This window comes from Streptomyces crystallinus (assembly GCF_039521265.1).
GTDB classification, from domain to species: Bacteria; Actinomycetota; Actinomycetes; order Streptomycetales; family Streptomycetaceae; genus Streptomyces; species Streptomyces crystallinus.
Window position 1 is genome coordinate 53,869 of record NZ_BAAACA010000029.1, and the last position, 20,573, is coordinate 74,441.

Consider the following 20,573-nt stretch of genomic DNA (forward strand, 5'->3'; position numbering starts at 1 on the left):
CTAGGGGCGCGGGGAACTGCGCGAGCAACCACCCACTCACCCGCAGACGAAGACCGGGCACAAACGGCGGCGGGTCACCGTCAGAACGCCGGGCGTTCCGGGTCCAGGGCCGCCCGGCCCTCCATGGGGGTGGACGCCTCGGCGAAGTGGCGGCGGGGGATCCGCCCGGCCCGGTACGCCAGCCGCCCCGCCTCCACCGCGTACCGCATCGCCTCGGCCATCAGCACCGGCGCCTGCGCCCGCGTCACCGCCGAGGCCAGCATCACCGCCGAACACCCCAGCTCCATCGCCAGCGCCGCGTCGGACGCCGTGCCCGCGCCCGCGTCCAGGACGACCGGCACCGTGGCGCGGTCCACGATCAGCTCGAAGTTGTGCGGGTTGCGGATGCCGAGCCCGGAGCCGATGGGGGAGCCGAGCGGCATGATCGCCGCGCACCCCACGTCCTCCAGCTTGCGGGCGAGCACCGGGTCGTCGTTGGTGTACGGCAGCACCGTGAAACCGTCGTCGACCAGCACTTCCGCCGCGTCCAGCAGCTCCACAGGATCGGGCAGCAGGGTGCGCTCGTCGGCGACCACCTCCAGCTTCACCCAGTCCGTGCCGAGCGCCTCGCGCGCGAGGCGGGCGGTCAGTACGGCCTCCCCGGCGGTGAAGCAGCCCGCCGTGTTGGGCAGCACGCTGATGTTCAGCTTCTCCAGGACGGACAGGACCGAGCCCTGCACCGTCGGGTCGAGGCGGCGCATCGCGACGGTCGTCAGCTCCGTGCCGGAGGCGGCGAGCGAGCGCTCCAGGACGTCGAGGCTCGGCGCCCCGCCGGTGCCCATGATCAGCCGCGAGGTGAAGGTCGTACCACCGAGGGTGAACAGGTCGTCGGCCATGGCTCAGCCCCCCTGGACGGCGGTCAGGACCTCGACGCGGTCGCCGTCGCCGAGCGTGGTGGCGGCCCACTGGCCGCGCGGCACCACCGTCTCGTTGACGGCGGCGGCGACCCCGGAGGGCGCCGGCGTCAGGGCGGCGACCAGGAGGTCGAGGGTGGTGCCGGCGGCGAGGTCGCGCGCCTCGCCGTTCACGGTGACGGTTGTCGGGGAGACGGTCATACGGTCAGCTCCTGCGGTACGGACTCCACCGGGGCGGAGGTGAAACGGCGGGGGGTGAAGGGGCGCGCCTCGGCGGGGAGTTCGCCGGTGGCCAGCGCGTGCGCCAGCGCGTCGCCCGTGACGGGGGTGAGCAGCACCCCGTTGCGGTAGTGGCCGGTGGCCAGGTGCAGGCCGGGCAGGGCGGTGGGGCCGAGCAGCGGCGCGTTGTCGGGGGAGCCGGGGCGCAGCCCGGCGCGGGTCTCGGTGAGCGGCAGTTCGGTGATGCCGGGCACCAGCTCGTGCGCGTCGCGCAGCAGCTCGTAGACGCCGCCCGCGGTGACCGTGGTGTCCCAGCCCAGCTCCTCGCTGGTGGCGCCCACGACGAGCTCGCCGTCGGCGCGCGGCACCAGGTAGACATGGCTGCCGCGGACCACCGCGCGGACCGTGCGGGACAGGAACGGGGCGTACGCGGGCGGCACGGTCAGCCGCAGCACCTGGCCCTTGACCGGGCGCACCGGCGGCCGCAGCTCCTCGGGGACCCCGGCGAGCCGCCCGCTGAGGCTGCCGCCCGCGAGGACGACCTGGTCGGCGGCGAGCCCGGTGCCGTCGCCCAGCACCGCCCCCACGGCCCGCTCGCGCACCACGGAGAGCCGGTCGGCCCAGCCGTGGTGGAACACCACCCCGGCGCGCTCACAGGCCGTCAGAAGGGCCTTGGCGAGGCGGCGCGGGTCGATCTGGTGGTCGCCGTCCACCCGCAGCCCGCCGCGCACCCCGGGCGCCAGCATCGGCTCCAGACGGCGGCACTCGCGGCCGGTCAGCCACTGGGAGTCGAGCCCCGAGCGCTGCTGGAGCGCGTGCAGCTCGCGCAGATGGGCGCGGTCGTCGGCGTCGAGCGCGACCGCAAGGGTGCCGCAGGCGCGGTAGCCGGTCTCGAGGCCGCTCGCCTCCTCCAGCTCCGCCACGAAGTCCGGGTAGCGCCGGGCGGAGGCCACGTTGAGGCCGAGCAGCGTCTCCTCGCCGTAGTGGAGCTCGGTGACGGCGGCGAGCATGCCCGCCGCGACCTGGGCGGCGCCGCCGCCGGGGGCCGGGTCGGCGAGCGCGGTGCGCATCCCGCGCAGCGCCGCCCGCCAGGCGGTGACCAGGCCGATGATGCCGCCGCCGATCACCAGTACGTCCGACCCGTGGGGAACTGCCCCTTTTCGGGATGAGTGCATGGGCGTCCAGCCCCTCCCTTCGCCGGCATGACCCGGATCAGGTTCGTACGGTCGGAGGCCGCTCCAGCCTCCCTCTCAGCCCGGTGCGTCCGGGCTCCCGCGAGATGGTTGTGGTGCCGCCGCGCGTCCCGGAGCCGAGGCTCGGGGGTACGGGCGGTACGTCGGCCAGACTAACCCCAGCGGCCCATCGGCAGTAGGGAGCGTCCGGGCCGGGCTACCTGACGATTCGTCAGATGTTTATGGTGATCGGGTGAGCGAACAGCAGACGCATGCGGAACAGCGGCACGTGGTCGTCGTCGGCGCGGGCATGGCCGGGGTGCAGACCGCGGTGGCCCTGCGTGAACAGGGCTTCCCGGGCCGGATCACCCTCATCGGCGCCGAGCCCCACCAGCCGTACGACCGGCCCCCGCTCTCCAAGGCGGTGCTGCTCGGCAAGGCCGAGGGCTCGGCCTTCGAGGTGGACTTCGAGGGCCTCGGTGTAGAGCTGCGCCTGGGTGAGCGGGTCACCGGCGTACGCGCGCGTGAGCACGAGGTCGACACCGCCTCCGGACCAGTCCGGTACGACGCGCTGGTGATCGCCTCCGGAGCCGAGCCGATCACCCTGCCCGGTATCGAGCACCTCCCCGACGTCCATCTGCTGCGCACCCTGGACGACGCGGGGCGGTTGCGCGCGGTCCTGGGCGCCCAGCGCCGCGTCGTGGTCGTCGGGGCGGGCTGGATCGGTGCCGAGTTCGCCACCGCCGCGCGCGAGGCGGGCTGCGCGGTCACCGTGGTCGAGGCCGCGGAGCGGCCGCTCGCGGGCGCGCTGCCCGCCGAGGTCACCGAGCCGATGGCCGGCTGGTACGCGGAGAGCGGCGCGGAACTGCTCACCCACGCGCGCGTGGCGGCCGTCGAGCCCGGCGCGGTCGTCCTCGCCGACGGCCGCCGCCTGCCGGCCGACGCGGTGGTCGTCGGCATCGGCGCCCGGCCCACCACCGGGTGGCTGGCCGGTACCGGCATCGAGTGCGGCCCGGAGGGCGCGGTCACCGCCGACGACCGGCTGCGCACCTCGCTGCCGGACGTGTACGCGGTCGGCGACTGCGCCTCCTTCCCCTCGGGCCGCTACGGCGAGCGGCTGCTCATCCACCACTGGGACAACGCCCTCCAGGGGCCGCGCACGGTGGCCGCGGACATCGTCGGCGAGGCGGTCCTGCCGTACGACCCGGTGCCGTACTTCTGGTCCGAGCAGTTCGGCCGGTTCGTGCAGTACGCCGGCCACCACGGCGGAGCCGACCGGCTGCTGTGGCGGGGCGACCCGGCGGGCGCCGCGTGGTCGGTGTGCTGGCTGCGCGAGGGGGTGCTCGTCGCCCTCCTGGCCGTCGGCCGACCGCGCGATCTGGCGCAGGGCCGCAAGCTCATCGAGGCAGGTGCGGCACTGGATCCGGTCCGCGCCGCCGACCCGTCCGTCCCTCTCAAGGCGGCAGTCGGCTGAGCTCCGGCTACCGGGTGTCAGTGCGGGATGGCACGCTTGTCCCGTGACCGAGATTGACGCAAAGACCGATGCACTCGTGCCCGCCTGGCTCCACCTTCCCGACATCGCGGAGATGCTCGATGTCGAGGTGACGCGTGTGCGGCAGCTGGTCAAGGAGGGCCAGCTCATCGCCGTGCGCCGCGGTGAGAACCGGACGCTGCAGGTGCCCGCCGCCTTCATCGACGGCGACAAGGTCGTGAAGGGCCTCACCGGCACCCTCACGCTCCTGCGGGACGACGGCTACTCCGACGAGGAGATGCTGGAGTGGCTCTTCACCCCCGACCCGACCCTGCCCGGCACCCCCGCGCAGGCCCTGAGCGAGAATCGCGGGACGGAGGTGAAGCGCCGCGCGCAGGCGCTCGCCGTCTGACCTGATCGCCTAGAGGTGGGGCGCGGCCCGGGAGACCGGACCGCGCCCGCACCGGACACAACGGGGGACTTCATGCCCACGGCCCGTGAGCAGCTCGCCGACGCCCGCCTGTACCTGTGCACGGACGCGCGCAGGCGCCAGGGCGACCTGCCCGCGTTCCTGGACGCGGTGCTCTCCTCCGGCGTGGACATCGTCCAGCTGCGGGACAAGGGCATGGAGGCCGCCGAGGAGCTGGAGCACCTGGCCGTCTTCGCCGACGCCTGCCGCCGGCACGGCAAGCTGCTCTCGGTGAACGACCGGGCCGACGTGGCCCACGCCATCGGCGCCGATGTGCTCCACCTGGGCCAGGGCGACCTGCCGGTCCCGGCCGCCCGGGCGATCCTCGGCGACGAGGTCCTGATCGGCCGCTCCACGCACGCGGACGCGGAGGCCTTCGCCGCCGCCGTCGAGCCGGGCGTGGACTACTTCTGCACCGGCCCCTGCTGGCCCACCCCCACCAAGCCGGGCCGCCACGCCCCGGGCCTCGACCTGGTGCGCTACACGGCCTCCCTGGCCACCGAGCGCCCCTGGTTCGCCATCGGCGGCATCGACGCGGCCAACCTCGACGAGGTGCTCGACGCGGGCGCGGAGCGGATCGTGGTGGTGCGCGCGATCACCGAGGCGGACGACCCCGCCGAGGCGGCGGCGAACCTCGCCCAGCGGGTACGTGAACGGCTGGTGGCCCGCTAGAGGCCAGTTGTCCGAGGGGTGGACAAGAGTCCGGCAATGCGGACAAATTCCCCTTGTCTTGTTGGGGGACCGCCAAGGCCTGGCTAACCTGCGAGTATGGCCCTTGGCACTGCTTCCACCAGGACGGACCACGCGCGCACCGTGCGCGAGATGCTCGCGACCGGTGAGACGACGTATTCGTTCGAGTTCTGGGCGCCCAAGACGGAAAAGGGCGAGCGGAACCTCTGGAACGCGCTGCGCCGGGTCGAGGCGGTGGCCCCGAGCTTCGTCTCCGTGACCTACGGCGCGGGCGGCTCCACCCGCTCCGGCACCGTCAAGGCCACCGAGCAGATCGCCGCCGACTCCACCCTGACCCCGGTCGCGCACCTGACGGCCGTCGGCCACTCGGTGGCCGAGCTGCGCAACATGATCGGCCAGTACGCGGACGCCGGGATCCGCAACATCCTCGCGGTCCGCGGCGACCCGCCGGGCGACCCGATGGGCGACTGGGTCAAGCACCCCGAGGGCGTCACCTACGCGGCCGACCTGGTCCGGCTCATCAAGGAGTCCGGCGACTTCTGCGTGGGCGTCGCGGCCTTCCCGGAGATGCACCCGCGCTCCGAGGAATGGGACACCGACGTACGGCACTTCGTCGACAAGTGCCGGGCGGGCGCGGACTACGCCATCACGCAGATGTTCTTCCGTCCCGAGAGCTATCTGCGGCTGCGCGACAAGGTCGCCGAGGCAGGCTGCACCACCCCGATCATCCCCGAGGTCATGCCGGTGACCAGCGTGAAGATGCTGGAGCGGCTGCCCCAGCTCAGCAACGCAGAGTTCCCGCCCGAGCTGAAAGAGCGGATCCTCGCCGTCAAGGACGATCCGGCCGCTGTACGCTCCATTGGCATCGAGTTCGCCACGGAGTTCTGCGCGCGGCTGCTCGCCGATGGCGTACCCGGGTTGCACTTCATTACCCTCAACAACTCCACGGCGACACTCGAGATCTACGAGAATCTGGGGCTGCACCAGCAGCCCTGATCAGTCGCATCCGGCGTACTGGCCGACCGTCCCGCCAAGGGGGGCGGCGGCCTTGGGAGAGGGGCGTACATGGGCTGGGCGGTCCTCTACATCGCGTTCGGCGTCGTCGCGCTCTGGCTGCTCGGCGAGGTGCTCCTCCAGTACAAGGCGCGGCTGCGCTGGCGGCTGCTGGCCTTCACCGGCTTCATGGGCGTGGTCCTGGGCGTCCTCCTGCCCTCGGTGTTCGTGATCATCCTGGGCGCGGTGGCCTTCGCGGTCGGCCAGACCTACGTCACGCTCTCCTTCCGCCGGGGCTTCTCCACGGGCTGGGCGGTCGGCGGCAGACCGGGCGCCAGCCGCCGTCGCCGCTCGGGCGGCGCGGCCCCGCTCCAGGACCCGGTGCTCCAGGTCTCCGACTTCCAGTACGAGGGCGACGGCGAGGCCGACGCCCCGCAGGGCGCCCCTGCCGGCCAGGCCGCCGCCACGGCGGGCGCCGCGCGGGAGTCCGTCTACGAGCCGCAGCCGCTGCCCGACGACACCGGCCAGTACGGCGTCTACAGCGAGTCCGCGCACGCCGGTGCCCAGCAGCAGTACGCCGGGTTCGACGCCGGTCAGCAGCAGTACGCCGACCCGTACGCGGGCCCGTACGACTACGGCACGGACAGCGGTCAGCAGCAGTACGCCGCGTACTCCGACCCGTACATCGGCAGCGGCACCACCCAGGGCTACGGCAGCTACGACACCTATGCCGCCCCGCAGCCGGCCTACGCCGACCCCTACGCCCAGCAGTACGGCATGGACACCCCGCCCGGCGGGGTCTGGGTGCCGCAGCAGCGCGACAACGAGCCCCAGCCCTATGCCGAGGAGCAGCCCCAGCCGTACCCGCACAGCGGTGAGTACGGCAACGGGACGGGCGGCGGCACCGGATCCGGTTACCTCAACGAGCAGCAGCCGTACCGCTATTGAGTGGTCGCCGGGGTCCGCCCGGCGACCTTCCCCACTCGTCGGCTCACTGCGAGCCGCGGAAGTCGTCGCCCTCCACGATCAGTCCGCTGACCAGCGAACCGGACATCCCGGCGTGCGCCAGTCCGCCGCCCGGGTGGGCCCAGCCGCCCGCCAGATAGAGCCCGGGCAGCCGGGTGCGGTTGCCCGGGTGCAGCCGGGTGGCACCGGCTCCGGCCAGCGAGGGCGCCGGGACCGAGCCGCCCGCCGCGCCGGTCTCCGCCTCCGTGTCCGCAGGCGTGCGCACCACACGCCACAGGATCCGCTCCCGCAGCCCCGGCAACGCCGCCTCGGCGACCTCCACCAGGGTGTCCGCGTACCGCTCGCGGGTCTGCTCGTCCGTCCAGTCGACCGGGCCCTGGGGAGGCACCGTCGCCGTCAGGGTGACCGCCTCGTGGGCGTCGTCCGGGCGGGTCGCCGGGTCGTCGGGGCGCAGCACCGTGACCGTCGGCCGTATCGCCGGGTGGCGGGTGGTGAAGACGGCCTCCGCCTCCACCGCGGAGTCGGGCGAGTGGACCACCGTGCGGTGCGCCGCGTCCGCCGCTCGCCCGCCGCGCAGGGCGAGCAGCACGGTGAAACGGCCGGGGGCCTGAGCGGCGATCGGCCGCACATCGCCGTCCTGCCACGGCTCACGGCCGCCCAGGGGGCCCGAGCCGGGGCGCGGCTGGGCCGCGAGGACCACCTGGTCGGCCTCCGCCACCTCGCCCGAGGCGAGCTCCACGCCCGCCGCGTGGCCGTCCTTCTCGACGATCCCGGTGACCTCGGCGTCGAAGACGAAGGCGACCCGGCGCTCGAGGCACCGCTCGTACACCGCGCGCGCCAGCTCGCGCATACCGCCGCGCACATACCAGCTGCCGAAGCTCTGCTCCAGATACGGCAGCAGGGCGGCGCTCGCAGGGGCGGTGCGCGGATCCAGGCCCTCCGCCAAGGCGTAGCTGTTCAGGAGCGTGGCGAGCCGGGGGTCGCCGAGCTCCCAGGCGCCGATCTCGGCCAGGGTGGCCGCCCGGCGGGGGGAGCGCAGCAGCCGGCGCTGCGCCACCGACGGATACGGGTCGCGGGCCAGCACCTGCCAGTCGGGCCACAGCGGCTCCTCCAGGAGCGGGCGCCGCGAGCGGTCCCAGGCGTCCCGGGCGCGCCCCAGGAAGTCGCCCCACTTCTCGCCCGCGCCCGCGCCGAGCGCCCCGTCCAGCGCCGAGACGACGCCCGCGCGCGAGGCGTTGGGCAGCGAGACGGCCGCGCCGTCGGCGAAGAGGTGGCGCGAGGCGGGGTCGGTGGGCGTGAGCTCGACCTGGTCCTCCAGGGGCTCCTTGCCGGTCTTGAGGAACAGGTCGCGGTAGACCGCGGGCAGGCGCAGCAGAGCCGGGCCGGTGTCGAAGGCGAACCCGTCCCGCTCGCACCTGCCCAGCGCCCCGCCGTACGTCGACGCGCGCTCGTACACCGTCACCCGGTGGCCTGCCACGGCCAGCCGGGCGGCAGTCGCCATGGCGCCCATCCCGGCGCCGATCACCGCAATCCGTGCCATGCCAGGGACTTTATCGGCCGCCACTGACAACGCCGCCGCGCGCCCTCACTCCGGCGGGCCCGGCTCCCGCGCCGCGGCCAGCCGCTTCTCCTCGCGGCGCTGGGCGCGGCGGCGCCGGAAGCGGCGGATCCGGCGCCACAGGAACACCAGTATCACCACGCCGAGCACCAGCAGCGTGCCCGCGATCACGGCCGCCGCGACCGGGTGGAAGATCGCGAAACTGATGATCCCGGCGACGCCCAGGTCCTCGGCCGTGCTGAGCGCGATGTTGCTGAACGGCTCGGGCGAGGTGTTCACCGCCATCCGCGTCCCGGCCTTCACCAGATGGCTGGTCAGCGCGGTCGAGCCGCCGATCGCGCCCGCCGCGAGATCCGGCAGCGAGCCGCTCTGACCGGCCAGAAGGGCACCCACCACGGCGCCCGCGACCGGCCGGATCACCGTGTGCACGGAGTCCCAGACCGAGTCGACGTAGGGGATCTTGTCGGCCACGGCCTCGCAGAGGAAGAGCACACCCGCGACGATCAGGACGTCGGGGCGCTGGAGCGCTTCGGGCACCTGGTCGGTGACCCCGGTCGCGCCGAAGACGCCGAGCAGCAGGACCACCGCGTACGCGTTGACCCCGCTGGCCCAGCCGCTGGTGAACACCAGGGGGAGTACGGACACGGACGTGATCGTAACCAGTTCCGGCTTCCTGGAGCTGGGGTTGAGCACGGACGCCTGAGTATCCGTACTCAGAGGAGGAGATGAGTAATTGCGCGGATGGGGTCCCACCTGCGCGGACGGAAGAGTGGAGGACACGGAGGGGGCAGGCGCGCCCGTACCGCCGACACGGGGCGGCGGAACGGCGCGGCTCCCCTGACGTAGGGGGCACGGGGGGTACGGGGGTACTGAAGTGCCCAGAGCGACGTACGGGGGACGTGTTCCGAAGGAAATACGCCGGTGCGGCGAGGCCCAGGGGGGATCGGGGCCTCGCCGCACCGGTGTGTCCACGCGCGCGTGGCGAAGGTCAGCGTCCGCTGACCCGCCCGTGCAGCAGCCGGGACAGCGCCGCGTGCACCTCGTCGAGGGAGCGCTCGCTCTGGAAGGCCTGCCAGTCCAGCGCGGCCACCAGGACCATCCCGACCAGCGCGGCGGCCGTGAGCGGGATGTCGATCTCCTCGCTCAGCTCGCCCTCCGCGACGGCCCCGCGCAGCACCGTCTCGACGACCGCGACCGCCTCCTGGCGCACCACCATCAGGGTGGACTGCCAGGCCCGGTTGGTGCGCCACAGCTCCGCCACGTACAGCTGGGTGAAGGCCGGATAGCGGTGGATGAACTCCAGGCCCGCCCGGATCATCGCGTCCAGCGCCTCGACCCTGCTGCCACCGCGCGCGTGGGTGACGTCCGCCGCCTCCTGGAGCGAGGCGGTGAGCAGCCCCACGCCGTGCCGCAGCAGCTCCTCGAACAGCTCGGTCTTGCTCTTGAAGTTGTAGTAGACGGTGCCCTTGGCGACGCCGGCCCGCTCCGCGATCTCGTCGACGGTGGTCGCCGAGAACCCCTGTTCGGCGATGAGGGTCACCGCCGCCTCGTAGAGCTTCTGCCGGGTCGCCTGCCGTCTGGTGCTGCTCTCCATGCGGTCGATTCTCACAGGTCCGGCGCCCCTAGAGGGTCAGCTCGGGGTGGAGCCGGTCCAGGGTCCAGACCTGCTTCTTCCTGGCGGAGAGTGCGGTCAGCGCCAGCGTGCCCGCGGTGAACGCCACCAGCACCGCGCACCCCTGCCACACGGGCCCGAGACCGCCGCCCGTGATGAGCCTGCGCAGCCCGTCGACCACATAGCTCATCGGTAGGTACGGGTGGAGCGCGTTGAAGAACGCCGGGCTCGTCTGCACCGGATAGGTGCCGCCCGCCGAGGTCAGCTGGAGCATCAGGAGGGCGAGCACCAGGATCCGTCCGGCCGCCCCGAAGCGGGCGTTGAGCCACTGCACGATCGCCGCGAAACAGCACGAGACGAGTGCCAGGAAGCCGATGGTCCCGGCGGCGCGCTCCATCTGGAGGCCGAGCCCGAAGTGCAGCACGGTCATCAGCGCGCCCACCTGGAGCACTCCGACCGCTGCCACCGGCAGCCAGCCCGCCAGCGCGATCCGCCAGGCGGAGGCGCCCGCCGCGAGCGCCCGCCGGTTGAGCGGCTGGATCAGCATGTACGCGACCATCGCACCCACCCACAGGGAGAGCGGGATGAAGTACGGGGCGAAGCCCGTGCCGTAGTTGGGCGCCTTGTGCAGCGCCTGCGAGGCGAGCTTGACCGGGTCGGCCATCACGTCGGTGCGCTTGTCGCGGTCCTGCTTGTCGTAGTCGGGGATCTTGCCGACGCCGTCGTGCAGGCCGCCCGCGAGCTGCGCGGAGCCGTCGGAGAGCTTGAGCAGCCCGCCGTCGAGCGTGCCCGCGCCCTTCTTGAGCTTGCCGACGCCCGTGTCGAGCTCTCCGGCGCCCGCCTTGGCCGAGGTCAGCCCCGTGTGCAGGGTGCCCGCGCCCTTGGCGACCTCCTTGGCGCCCTTGTTGAGGGCGTTGATGTCGCCGACGGCCTTGTCGAGGTCCTTGGCGAGCGTCGGCGCGTTCTTGGCGAGCCGGCGGGCCTGCTTCTGGAGCTCCACGAGGTTCTTGTCGAGCGTCTTGTAGTCGCTGTTCTGGTCCTTGACCAGCTGGTTGAGGTCCTCGGCGAGGGTGGCGGCGGTGGCCGCCGCCTGCTTGGCGCGCTTCAGCTCCGGGCAGGCGGGCCCCGGCGTCGCGGAGGCCTGGCACAGCTTGGCGTACGCCCTGTCGAGGTCGTCGGAGGCCTTGCGGGCACCGCTCGCGGCGAGGGGCGCGTCCTTGATGACGCCGGCCAGGTTGCGGCGGAGCGGACCCACCGAGTCGTCGACCAGCTTGGCGGTGTCACCGATGGCCTTGGCGTTCTCCTTCAGGAAGGGACGCGCCTGGTCCGCCGCCGTGTTGACCTTGCCGGCCAGGGTCTGGGTGCCGGCCGCGACCTTGCGGGCGCCGGCCTCCAGCTCGGCCGAGCCGCTGTTGAGCTTCTTGATGCCGCCCGCCAGCTTGCCGCTGCCCGCCTTGGCGTCGCCCAGCCCGTCCGCGAGGTCCTTGGAGCCCTTCTTGGCCTTGCCCAGGCCGCCCTTGAGGTCGGCGGCGCCCTTGGCGGCCTTCTCGGTCTGGTCGTGCAGGTCGGAGAACGAGATGAAGATCTTGTCCAGGAAGGAGCGGGAGGCCTTGGCGGAGGCCGCCGAGCGCACCTCGGAGAAGACCGTGCGGGAGATGGACCCGACGATGTAGTTGTTGGCGTCGTTGGTGCGCACCTGGAGGGCGCCCGTCTCGGGGGAGTCCCCGGAGCTGGACGCGATCCGCTCGCTGAAGTCCGCGGGCATCGTCAGGGACAGGTAGTACGTGCCGTCCTCGACGCCCTTGCGGGCCTCCTCGTCGCTCACCTCGCGCCAGTCGAACGTCTTGCTCTCGCGCAGCTTCTCGGCGATGCCGTCGCCCGCGGCGATCTTCTGCCCGCCGGCGGTGGCGCCCTTGTCCTCGTTGACCAGCGCGACCGGCACCCGGTCGAGTCGGCCGTACGGGTCCCAGAACGACCACAGGTAGAGCGCGCCGTACAGCAGCGGCAGCAGCAGGAGCGCGACCAGCGCCGCGCGCGGCAGCTTCCCCCTGCCGAACCGCCGCAGCTCAAGCGCGGCCAGTCGTGGCGAACGCATCCCCCGCCCCCTCCTCGTGCTTGTCCTGCTCGTCCTGCTTGTTCTGCTTGGTCCCCACGGTGACGTCGGCTTCCCCGGGTGCCTGACTGCACACGGCGAGCACCGTCGTACCGGCGTCGGCTATGGACCGCAGCAGCGTCCAGGCCTCGGCGCGCTCGGCGTCCGAGAGCTTCATGTCGGTGTCGTCGACGCCGAGCAGCCGCGGCCGGCCCATCAGCCCGAGCGCCACGGACAGCCGCAGCGCCTCCAGCCGCTCCAGATCGCGCACCGAGGTGCGTTCGGCCTTGGGCAGGGTGGCGAGGTCGAGCCCCGCCGCCTTCAGCGCCTCGTCGATCGTGGCCCTGGCCTCGGTGCGGCGCTCGGCGGGCGTACGCAGCAGAGCGCGTACGGACCCGTCGAAGCGGTGCTGGAGCAGCGCCCGTTCCCGCAGGTGCTCGGCGACGGTCAGAGCGGGGTCGAGGTCGCTCACCCCCGGGACCGGGCCGAGCGCGCTGAACCGGCGGACGGCGGCCATCCGGCGCGGCAGCCGCTCGCCGCCGACCTCGGCGGTGCCCTCGGTGGGTTTCATCCGGCCGGTGAGGGCAAGCAGCAAACAGGTGCGTCCGGAGCCGGAGGGGCCCTCGACGGCGACGAGCGAGCCGGGTGCGGCGTCCAGCCCCACCCCTCGGAAGACCCAGCCCCGTGGCCCCTCGAGCCCGAAGCCCTCGGCGGTGACGCCTGCCCCGTGCGGGCTGTCCACGTTCCCCCCCATTCCCTTGCCCAGTGACGACTGCATTCTTTGAACTGACTGGTCAGTACAAAAGATAACCCGAACCTGGGTACGGGACAAAGGGCCTGGTCAAGGGCGGGGCCGTGGCCGACGGCGGCCGATTGTCAGTGGTGGCCCTCACGATGGACACATACGGCCACAGCGCCGTCACACGACGACAGGAGGTTCGTCATGGCCAGCCATCGCGCGGCAGCCGCCCACCGGCGCCGCCCCACCGGCCCTGCCCCCTCACTGAACGGTCCCGCGAGCGACATCCACCCGGTGCTGCGCAGGGGCGGCGCCCCACCGGCCGCCCTCGACCTGCTCGCCCAGGCCCGCAGCGGACTGGACGAGGCCGCCGTACTCGACACCCCCAACGAGCGGTACGCGACGGCGCATCTGGCCGCGCTGCGCACCGCCGCCGCCGTCCTCGCCGCCCGCGGCCGCCCCGAGACCGTCCCGCGCAGGCGGCAGCGGATCCGAAGCGCCTGGGAGGTGCTGCCGGAGATAGCGCCCGAACTGACCCAGTGGAGCGCGCTGTTCGCCTCCGGCGCCACCCGCAGGGCGCGCGCCGAGGCGGGCATCCAGGGCGCGGCCACCGACCGCGACGCGGACGACCTGATCCGCGACGCCGCGATGTTCCTCCGCCTGGTCGAGCGCCTTCTGCTCCTCCAGCCCGCCCTGCCCCAGCCCCGCACCCGCGAGCCGGACGCGGGGTGAGGGCCCTGCCGGGACGGGGAGTGCGGTGAGCGCGCGTCCTGCCGGTGAAGGGGGCGGTGAGGTGCGGGGATGAGCGGGGGCGGGCCCGCGAGGCAATAGGGTGGACGGGTCTTCACCGTTCTTTGCCCCGCCGTCCCGCGGCGGCGCCGCGCCGAGGAGTCAACTGCCGTGCCGGACCCCATGCGCCCCCGCGCCTCTCTCCGTACCGCCGTGGTCTGGGAGGTCCTCAAGGACGCCCTCGACCGCCGGGTCAAGGCGACCGGGCGCGAGGCGCTGGACGTCCTGGACACCGGCGGCGGCTCGGGCAACTTCGCCGTGCCCGTCGCCCGCCTCGGCCACCGGGTCACCGTCGTCGACCCCAGCCCCAACGCGCTGTTCGCCCTGGAGCGCCGCGCCGCCGAGGCCGACGTGGCCGACCGGGTGCGCGGCGTCCAGGGCGATGTGCTCGGCCTGTTCGACGTGGTCGAGCGCGGCGGCTACGACGCGGTGCTGTGCCACGGCGTCCTGGAGTACGTCGAGGACCCGGCCGAGGGCGTGCGCAACGCGGTCGACGCGCTGCGCTCCGAGGGCGCGCTGAGCCTGCTCGCCGCGGGCCTCGGCGGCGCCGTGCTCGCGCGCGCCCTCGCCGGGCACTTCACCGAGGCCCGCCGGGCCCTGGGCGACCCGGCCGGGCGCTGGGGCGACGGTGACCCGGTGCCCCGGCGGTTCACGGCCGAGCAGCTCGCCGAGCTGGTCGCCGCGACCGGGGTGGAGGTGGGCGCGGTGCACGGCGTACGGGTCTTCGCCGACCTGGTCCCCGGCGTCCTGGTGGACACCGAGCCGGGGGCGCTGGACGCGCTGCTCAAGCTGGAGGCGGCGGCGGCCGAACTGCCCGCGTTCCACTCCGTGGCGACGCAGTTGCACGTCCTGGGCGAGAAGCGCGGCTGACCCCGGGCGCCCGACCCGCGTCCCGGGCCGCGTCCGGCCCGGTGTCCGGGCCCCGCGCGCCCCGTTGTCCGGCCCGGGCTCCGGCCACTCGGGCGGCCCCCGCGCGGGCGGTGAGTGCGCGGGCGCTCCCACGCCCGGCCGCCCCCACGCTGATCAGCGACGCTGTCCCGGACGGCGTAGCGGCATGGAGTACGCCACAGGCCCCCCGATCGGCGGCTTCGCCCCGTATGATCGGGGTACAAGGTCCGGCATGGCGGGTCGCTCGATGGGGAATCCACTCCCCACCGGGCGAGCCGCCGTGGCGGCTCGGATTGGCGAATTGGCGTAGAGGGCGGGTTTCACGGGGGCGATTCCCTGCCTATCCTGAAGGGGCCGCATCCGGTCGCCCCCCGCGACCGACGAGTAGGAGGACTCCGTGCCGCTCTCGGAGCACGAGCAGCGCATGCTCGAGCAGATGGAGCGAGCGCTGTACGCCGAAGATCCCAAGTTCGCGACAGCGCTTGAGGGAAGCGGGCTGCGTACGTACACCCGACGACGGGTCTACCAGGCGGTCGCTGGCTTCCTGGTGGGTATCGCGCTCCTCATGATTGGTATCGGGCAGGGGATCTGGATCAGCGTGGTCGGGTTCCTCATCATGCTCGGCTGTGCCGTGCTCGCGGTCACCGGTTGGCGCAAGGCGCCACGGCGTGGTGAGCAGCCCGCGGGCGGTGCGGCGCGGCCTGTGGCGCGCGCCCGTGCGCCGAAGCGGTCGATGATGGACCGCATCGAGGCGCGCTGGCAGCGGCGCCGCGACGAAGGCGGTCGCTAGGGCCTGCGGGCCTGTGCGTGGATGTGGCTGAGGGGCGATCACCGAAGTGGTGACCGCCCCTCAGTCGTGTTCCGCCGTACGCCCCTCGGGGTCGTGTTCCGCCGTACGCCCCCCGGTGGGCGGGGCCCGCCCCGGCCGTGCGGGCCGTCGCCTCGGCCGTGGCGGGCCGTCGCCTCGGCCGTGGCGGGCCGTCGCCTCGGCCGTGGCGGGCCGTCGCCTCGGCCTGCGGCCGTCGCCCGTCCTCAGGTGCCGGACCTGCTCGTGCTCAGGCGCCGGACCCGCTCGTCCTCAAGCGCCGGACGGGCTGAACTGCTCGCCCCCTCGCTGGGCGGGTGCGCCCCCCGCTCGTTCCCACCTCGCGGGCAGGTGCGCGTTCACGTCGCGGACAGGCCTGCCCGGCCTACGCCGACCCCCGTGTCGGCCTCCGTACCAGCCCCCTCAAGCGCGTCGCCGCGCGCGAGCTCGTCCTCTCCCACTTCGCCGACGCCGCCCACGCCACCCGCACGGCCGAGCGCGGGGCCAGCGCGGCCCGTAGGCGCGGCCAGGTGGTGAGGGAGGCGCGCAGGCCCGTGCGGATTTCCTGGGCGGCCTCCGTCAGGGCCGTGGGGGGCTGCGGAGACGGGGCGTACAGGACCTGTTCCACCGCGCTCGCCACCCGGTGCACCGACTCCGCCGCCACGGCGTCCAGCCGGCCGAGCCGCACCATGCGGGCCGCCGCCTTGCGCGGGGTGAGCGAGTCGTCGGGGGCGATGCCGTGGTCCCAGGCCGTGTCGATGACCTCGCGCCACACCGTCAGGGTCCCGGTGACCGGGTCCGCGTCCGGGTGGGCGGCCCGGGCGAGCCGCCGGGACCGGACCCGTACCCGCCAGAGCCAGGGCAGCAGCGGCAGCGCCAGCAGGGCCAGCGCACCCAGGGCGACCGCGGCGACCGTGCCCAGCGGCGTCCCGTCGTCGTCGCCGCCCAGCGGGGCCGCCGGGGCCACCTCGCCGCACTCGTTCTGCTTGCGCAGCTGCGCCGGGCAGGAGGACGACGGGGTCGGCGCCGCGGAGGGCCGCGTCGAGGGGCCGTCGGACGGCCGCACCGGGTTGCTGGGCGAGCCCGACGGGGTGGTCGGCCGGGTGTAGTCCGGGGCGGAGCCGCGCGAGGGGGTCGGCTCGAACCGGGTCCAGCCCACGCCCTCGAAGTACAGCTCGGGCCACGCGTGCGCGTCCCGCAGCCCCACCGACATCGTCCCGTCCGAGCGCGGCTCACCGGGGGTGAAGCCCACCGCCACCCGCGCCGGTATGCGCAGGGTCCGGGCCATCGCGGCCATCGTGAAGGAGAAGTGGACGCAGAAGCCCTGCTTGTCCTTGAGGAAGCGGGCGATCGCCTCCGTACCGCTGCCGGACTCCACCTGGGTGTCGTACGTGAAGCCGCCCTTGACCGCGAACCAGTCCTGGAGCATCACGGCCCGCTGGTAGTCGGTCGTCGCCCCCTTGGTGACCTTGCGGGCCGTCGTGTTCACGATGCGCGGCAGGGTCTGCGGCACCTTCGTGTACTCCTGCAACAGGGCCGGGGACGGGGGCTGCGCGGCGGCCAGCTGATCCGCCGTCGGCCGCACCTGGAGGCTGCTGACCTGGTACTGGACGCCCTCGGTGGTCTGGCCCCGGTCGCCGACCAGGGTCCGGCCGACCGGCTCGAAGCGCCAGTGCCCGTCGATGTCCACCTTGGTCGCCGGGTAGGGCATCGGCAGCCAGTTCTGGTTGTACCAGCCGGCCGCCGAGACGCTCGTGCGGATCTCGGCGGTGCCGACCGCCGGGCTCAGCCCCTCGGGCTGCGGCAGCACGTCCGGCACGTCCTTGATCTTGCGCTCGGACGACTTCCAGGACGCCCCGTCGAACTGGTCGAGGGCGACGATCCGCAGATACAGGTCCTGGGTGTCCTGCGCGTTGGTGCGGTAGCGCAGGACCTCGCGGTCCTCGGGCTGGTTGAGGCTGTTCTGGAGCGAGACCAGCGGGTTGACCGCGGAGATCGTGCCGCCCGAGCCGCCCTCCCCGCTGCCGCCGCCCGCGCCGCCGAGCAGCCCGGTGCCCATGGCGGGCAGCGCGGCCGGGATCACCAGGGCGATGCCGAGGGCGAGCGCCCCGATCCGGCGGCCGGTGCGCACCGGCGCGAGCGGGCCGCTGTCCGACTCGAACGGGGACTGCGGCCGGTCGGACCGGGCCGCCCCGCCGAACATCCGCCCCCACTGGGCGAGCCGGTCACGGCCCTCGGCGAGCAGGAGCAGCAGATAGCCGGCGGCCGCCAGCAGGAACCACAGCCAGCTCGCCCCTCCGTCGGAGAGCCCCGCGGCCACCGAGTACAGCGCGAGCAGCGGCAGCCCGGCCGGGGCGGCGCTGCGGAAGGTCACCGCGAGCGCGTCCACCGCCAGCCCGATCGTCAGCGTGCCGCCGACGACCATCAGCCGGATGCCGTCGGTGGCGGGCGCCGGGATCGTGTACCGGCTGACGTCGTCGGCGCCCTGCTGGAGCAGCTGGGAGAGGTGCTCGAAGGCCTCCGGACCCGGCAGCAGCCCGAGCAGCGCCTGCTCCCGGGCGAACACCAGGGTCAGCAGCACCAGCGTCACCGCCGCCTGCACCAGCACGGTGAGCGGCCGCGCCAGCGGCACCCGGCGGGCGAGCGCGCCCACCCCCGCCTGGAGGGCGAGCAGGAACGCGGCCTGCACGATCCAGGTCGCCCGGCTGACCAGCGGCAGCAGCGAGCACGACGCCATCACCGTGGCGGCGAAGGCGCACAGCGCCAGCCGTCCGCGCCCGCTCATGACCACGCCCCTGACATTCCCGGTATCCCCGCTGTTCCCGTCGTCCACGGCGCGCCGCCCGAAGCGGCCCCCGTGCCCGTCTGTTCCTGACCCGCCTGCCGCCACAGCGCCGCGAGAGGCGCGCCTGGCGGTACGGACAGTGCCGTCCACCCGGCCTCGCGCAGCAGCCGCAGCGACCGCTCGGCCGCCGCACTGTGGCCTCCGGGCGCCGGTGAGCCGTGCGTCCACACATCGCTGTCCAGCACGAAGGCGACCGCCGCGCCGCTGCGCCGCCGCATCTTCGCCGCGACCGCGGCCTGCTCCTCGTCGAGGTCGCCGAAGAAGGCGACGAGCAGCCCTTCGTTCCCGCCGCGCAGCACGTCGTACGCGCGCGAGAGGCCGCCGCCGTCGGAGTGGTCCACGACCGCGAGGGTGTCCATCATCAGGCCCGCCGACTCCGAGGAGTCCTGGGTGGATCCGGCGAAGCCGCCGGCCCCCTCGCCCGGCACCGAGCTCCCGGTGTCGGTCAGCAGCCGTACCGAATAGCCGCGCTCCAGCATGTGCACCAGCGCCGAGGCCGCGCCCGAGACGGCCCACTCGAAGGCCGAGTCGGGGCCCGCGCCCGCATACGCGAGGTCACGGGTGTCCAGGAGCACCGTGCACCTGGCCCGCTGCGGCTGCTCCTCGCGGCGCACCATCAGCTCGCCGTAGCGCGCGGTGGAGCGCCAGTGCACCCGGCGCAGGTCGTCGCCGTGCCGGTACAGGCGCGGGATCACGTCGTCCTCGCCCGCAAGTGCCAGCGAGCGGTGGCGGCCGTCGCCGTACCCGGCGGCCTCGCCGGAGAGCCTCACGGGGGGCAGCGGTTCGGTGCGCGGTATCACCGTGAGGGTGTCGTAGGCGCTGAACGCGCGCGTGAGCTCGCACATCCCGAACGGGTCGGTGAGGCGCAGCTGGAGCGGGCCGAGCGGATAGCGCCCGCGCAGGTCGGAGCGGACCCGGTAGGACACCTCGCGCTTGCCGCCCGCCTCCACCCGGTCAAGGACGAAACGGGGCCGCGGGCCCAGCACGTACGGCACCCGGTCCTGGAGCATGAGCAGCCCGGTGGGCAGCCGGGAGACGTTGTCGACGCGCAGGTGCACCCGGGCCTCGGAGCCCGCGGGCACGCGCGCGGGGGACAGGCGCCGGCTGCCCGCGACGCGGTAGCGGGTGCGGTACAGCACGGCCGTGCAGACCAGGGGCAGCACGGCGAGCAGCAGCCCGACCCGCAGCAGGTCCTCCTGGCCCAGCACATACGCGCAGACCGCGGCGGCGATCCCGGCGGCCAGGAACGACCGCCCGCGGGTGGTCAGCCCGGACAGGGCCGCCCGGGCCCCGCCCTTCTCGTCGCTCTGCGGTACCGCCCCCGCCGGGGGTTCCCCGGCCGCCATCACAGCCGCCGGTCGCCGGGCTGCTGCTGGCCGTAGAGCGGGCCGCCGGCCTGCGGCACGGGGGTGTGCTGGAGGATCTCCAGGACGACCTGCTCGGCGGTGCGGCGGTTCAACTGGGCCTGGGCGGTGGGCAGCAGCCGGTGCGCGAGGACCGCGACGGCGAGCGCCTGGACGTCGTCCGGCAGTGCGTACTCCCGCCCGCTCAGGGCCGCGGAGGCCTTGGCCGCGCGCAGCAGATGGAGCGTGGCGCGCGGTGAGGCGCCGAGTCTGAGGTCGGGGTGGGTGCGGGTGGCACCGACCAGTTGCACCGCGTACCTGCGCACCGCGTCGGCCACGTGGACCTTGCGGACCGCGTCGACGAGCTTGACGATGTCGTGCGCGTGGGCCACCGGCTGGAGGTCGTCCAGCGGCGAGACCGCGCCGTGCACGTCGAGCATCTGGAGCTCGGCCTCGGCCGACGGATAGCCGATCGAGACGCGGGCCATGAAGCGGTCGCGCTGGGCCTCGGGCAGCGGGTAGGTGCCCTCCATCTCCACCGGGTTCTGGGTGGCCACCACCATGAAGGGGCTGGGCAGTTCGTAGGTCTGGCCGTCGATGGTGACCTGGCGCTCCTCCATCGACTCCAGGAGCGCCGACTGGGTCTTGGGCGAGGCGCGGTTGATCTCGTCGCCGATCACGATCTGCGCGAAGATGGCGCCCGGCTTGAACTCGAAGTCCCGCCGCTGCTGGTCGTAGATCGACACACCGGTGATGTCCGAGGGCAGCAGGTCGGGCGTGAACTGGATACGTCTCACCGAGCAGTCGATGGACTTGGCCAGCGCCTTGGCCAGCATGGTCTTGCCCACGCCCGGGACGTCCTCGATCAGGAGGTGCCCCTCGGCGAGCAGTACGGTCAGCGAGAGCCGTACGACCTCGGGCTTGCCCTCGATCACACCCTCCACCGACCTGCGGACGCGCTCCGCAGTGGCGGTCAGATCTGTGAGGCTCGCTCGCTCGTCATAGGTCGTCACCCGGCCCTCCTCGGCC

19 protein-coding genes and 1 riboswitch are annotated in these 20,573 nt (G+C 73.8%); of the genes, 8 read left to right on the top strand and 11 right to left on the bottom strand.

The window, feature by feature from the left end:
* Positions 1-80 precede the first annotated feature (80 nt).
* The 3 genes from ABD236_RS21955 to thiO all read right to left on the bottom strand — a co-directional run bounded on the left by ABD236_RS21955 (position 81) and on the right by thiO (position 2,287).
* Complete coding sequence (locus ABD236_RS21955) at positions 81-875, bottom strand: thiazole synthase (protein ID WP_344075788.1); 795 nt, start codon at positions 873-875, stop codon at positions 81-83.
* A gap of 3 nt (positions 876-878) precedes the next feature.
* Entirely contained in the window at positions 879-1,094 is a 216-nt protein-coding gene (thiS, locus tag ABD236_RS21960) for a sulfur carrier protein ThiS (protein WP_344075790.1), read from the bottom strand.
* Entirely contained in the window at positions 1,091-2,287 is a 1,197-nt protein-coding gene (gene thiO / locus ABD236_RS21965) for a glycine oxidase ThiO (protein WP_344075792.1), read from the bottom strand. The genes thiS and thiO overlap by 4 nt, the downstream gene beginning before the upstream one ends.
* Positions 2,285-2,398, bottom strand: a riboswitch (TPP riboswitch). It overlaps the preceding gene by 3 nt.
* A gap of 139 nt (positions 2,399-2,537) precedes the next feature.
* Here thiO and ABD236_RS21970 point away from each other — a divergent pair.
* From ABD236_RS21970 to ABD236_RS21990, 5 genes are all read left to right on the top strand, one after another.
* Positions 2,538-3,758 (top strand): NAD(P)/FAD-dependent oxidoreductase, encoded by a 1,221-nt coding sequence (locus ABD236_RS21970; protein WP_344075794.1) that lies wholly within the window; start codon positions 2,538-2,540, stop codon positions 3,756-3,758.
* Between the two features lie 43 nt (positions 3,759-3,801).
* Positions 3,802-4,167, top strand: coding sequence for an Rv2175c family DNA-binding protein (locus ABD236_RS21975; RefSeq protein ID WP_344075797.1), 366 nt, complete (start codon positions 3,802-3,804; stop codon positions 4,165-4,167).
* Between the two features lie 72 nt (positions 4,168-4,239).
* Positions 4,240-4,896, top strand: coding sequence for a thiamine phosphate synthase (thiE, locus tag ABD236_RS21980; protein ID WP_344075799.1), 657 nt, complete (start codon positions 4,240-4,242; stop codon positions 4,894-4,896).
* A gap of 96 nt (positions 4,897-4,992) precedes the next feature.
* On the top strand, positions 4,993-5,910 hold the full coding sequence (gene metF / locus ABD236_RS21985; RefSeq protein ID WP_344075802.1) for a methylenetetrahydrofolate reductase [NAD(P)H]: 918 nt from the start codon (positions 4,993-4,995) through the stop codon (positions 5,908-5,910).
* Positions 5,911-5,979: 69 nt separating this feature from the next.
* Positions 5,980-6,855 carry a hypothetical protein gene (locus ABD236_RS21990; protein WP_344075804.1) on the top strand — a complete coding sequence of 292 codons (876 nt, stop codon included), beginning with the start codon at positions 5,980-5,982 and terminating at the stop codon, positions 6,853-6,855.
* A gap of 43 nt (positions 6,856-6,898) precedes the next feature.
* Here the strand turns inward: ABD236_RS21990 and ABD236_RS21995 are convergent, their stop codons facing one another.
* From ABD236_RS21995 to ABD236_RS22015, 5 genes are all read right to left on the bottom strand, one after another.
* On the bottom strand, positions 6,899-8,413 hold the full coding sequence (locus tag ABD236_RS21995) for a phytoene desaturase family protein (protein WP_344075806.1): 1,515 nt from the start codon (positions 8,411-8,413) through the stop codon (positions 6,899-6,901).
* 45 nt (positions 8,414-8,458) lie between these two features.
* A complete protein-coding gene (locus ABD236_RS22000; RefSeq protein ID WP_344075808.1) occupies positions 8,459-9,076 on the bottom strand; it encodes a DUF4126 domain-containing protein in 618 nt (205 codons plus the stop codon).
* Between the two features lie 343 nt (positions 9,077-9,419).
* The gene (locus ABD236_RS22005; RefSeq protein WP_344075810.1) at positions 9,420-10,025 is read right to left on the bottom strand and encodes a TetR/AcrR family transcriptional regulator; all 606 of its coding nucleotides are present in this window, start codon (positions 10,023-10,025) and stop codon (positions 9,420-9,422) included.
* 28 nt (positions 10,026-10,053) lie between these two features.
* Positions 10,054-12,138 carry a YhgE/Pip family protein gene (locus ABD236_RS22010; protein WP_344075812.1) on the bottom strand — a complete coding sequence of 695 codons (2,085 nt, stop codon included), beginning with the start codon at positions 12,136-12,138 and terminating at the stop codon, positions 10,054-10,056.
* A complete protein-coding gene (locus ABD236_RS22015) occupies positions 12,110-12,877 on the bottom strand; it encodes an ATP-binding cassette domain-containing protein (RefSeq protein ID WP_344075814.1) in 768 nt (255 codons plus the stop codon). Before ABD236_RS22015 ends, ABD236_RS22010 begins: the two co-directional genes overlap by 29 nt.
* Positions 12,878-13,078: 201 nt before the next feature.
* On the opposite strand from ABD236_RS22015, the gene ABD236_RS22020 reads away from it, so the two are divergent.
* The 3 genes from ABD236_RS22020 to ABD236_RS22030 all read left to right on the top strand — a co-directional run bounded on the left by ABD236_RS22020 (position 13,079) and on the right by ABD236_RS22030 (position 15,341).
* Complete coding sequence (locus ABD236_RS22020) at positions 13,079-13,606, top strand: SAV_6107 family HEPN domain-containing protein (protein ID WP_344075816.1); 528 nt, start codon at positions 13,079-13,081, stop codon at positions 13,604-13,606.
* A 168-nt stretch (positions 13,607-13,774) separates the two neighbouring features.
* Positions 13,775-14,533, top strand: a complete 759-nt coding sequence (locus ABD236_RS22025) for a class I SAM-dependent methyltransferase (RefSeq protein WP_344075818.1) — start codon at positions 13,775-13,777, stop codon at positions 14,531-14,533.
* Between the two features lie 415 nt (positions 14,534-14,948).
* Positions 14,949-15,341 carry a DUF3040 domain-containing protein gene (locus tag ABD236_RS22030; RefSeq protein WP_344075820.1) on the top strand — a complete coding sequence of 131 codons (393 nt, stop codon included), beginning with the start codon at positions 14,949-14,951 and terminating at the stop codon, positions 15,339-15,341.
* A gap of 400 nt (positions 15,342-15,741) precedes the next feature.
* Here the strand turns inward: ABD236_RS22030 and ABD236_RS22035 are convergent, their stop codons facing one another.
* From ABD236_RS22035 to ABD236_RS22045, 3 genes are read right to left on the bottom strand one after another with little or no spacing between them, the layout of a single operon-like run.
* The gene (locus ABD236_RS22035; protein ID WP_344075823.1) at positions 15,742-18,141 is read right to left on the bottom strand and encodes a transglutaminase TgpA family protein; all 2,400 of its coding nucleotides are present in this window, start codon (positions 18,139-18,141) and stop codon (positions 15,742-15,744) included.
* Positions 18,138-19,547, bottom strand: a complete 1,410-nt coding sequence (locus tag ABD236_RS22040) for a DUF58 domain-containing protein (RefSeq protein WP_344075825.1) — start codon at positions 19,545-19,547, stop codon at positions 18,138-18,140. The genes ABD236_RS22035 and ABD236_RS22040 overlap by 4 nt, the downstream gene beginning before the upstream one ends.
* The gene (locus ABD236_RS22045) at positions 19,547-20,557 is read right to left on the bottom strand and encodes an AAA family ATPase (protein ID WP_344075827.1); all 1,011 of its coding nucleotides are present in this window, start codon (positions 20,555-20,557) and stop codon (positions 19,547-19,549) included. The genes ABD236_RS22040 and ABD236_RS22045 overlap by 1 nt, the downstream gene beginning before the upstream one ends.
* Positions 20,558-20,573 lie beyond the last annotated feature (16 nt).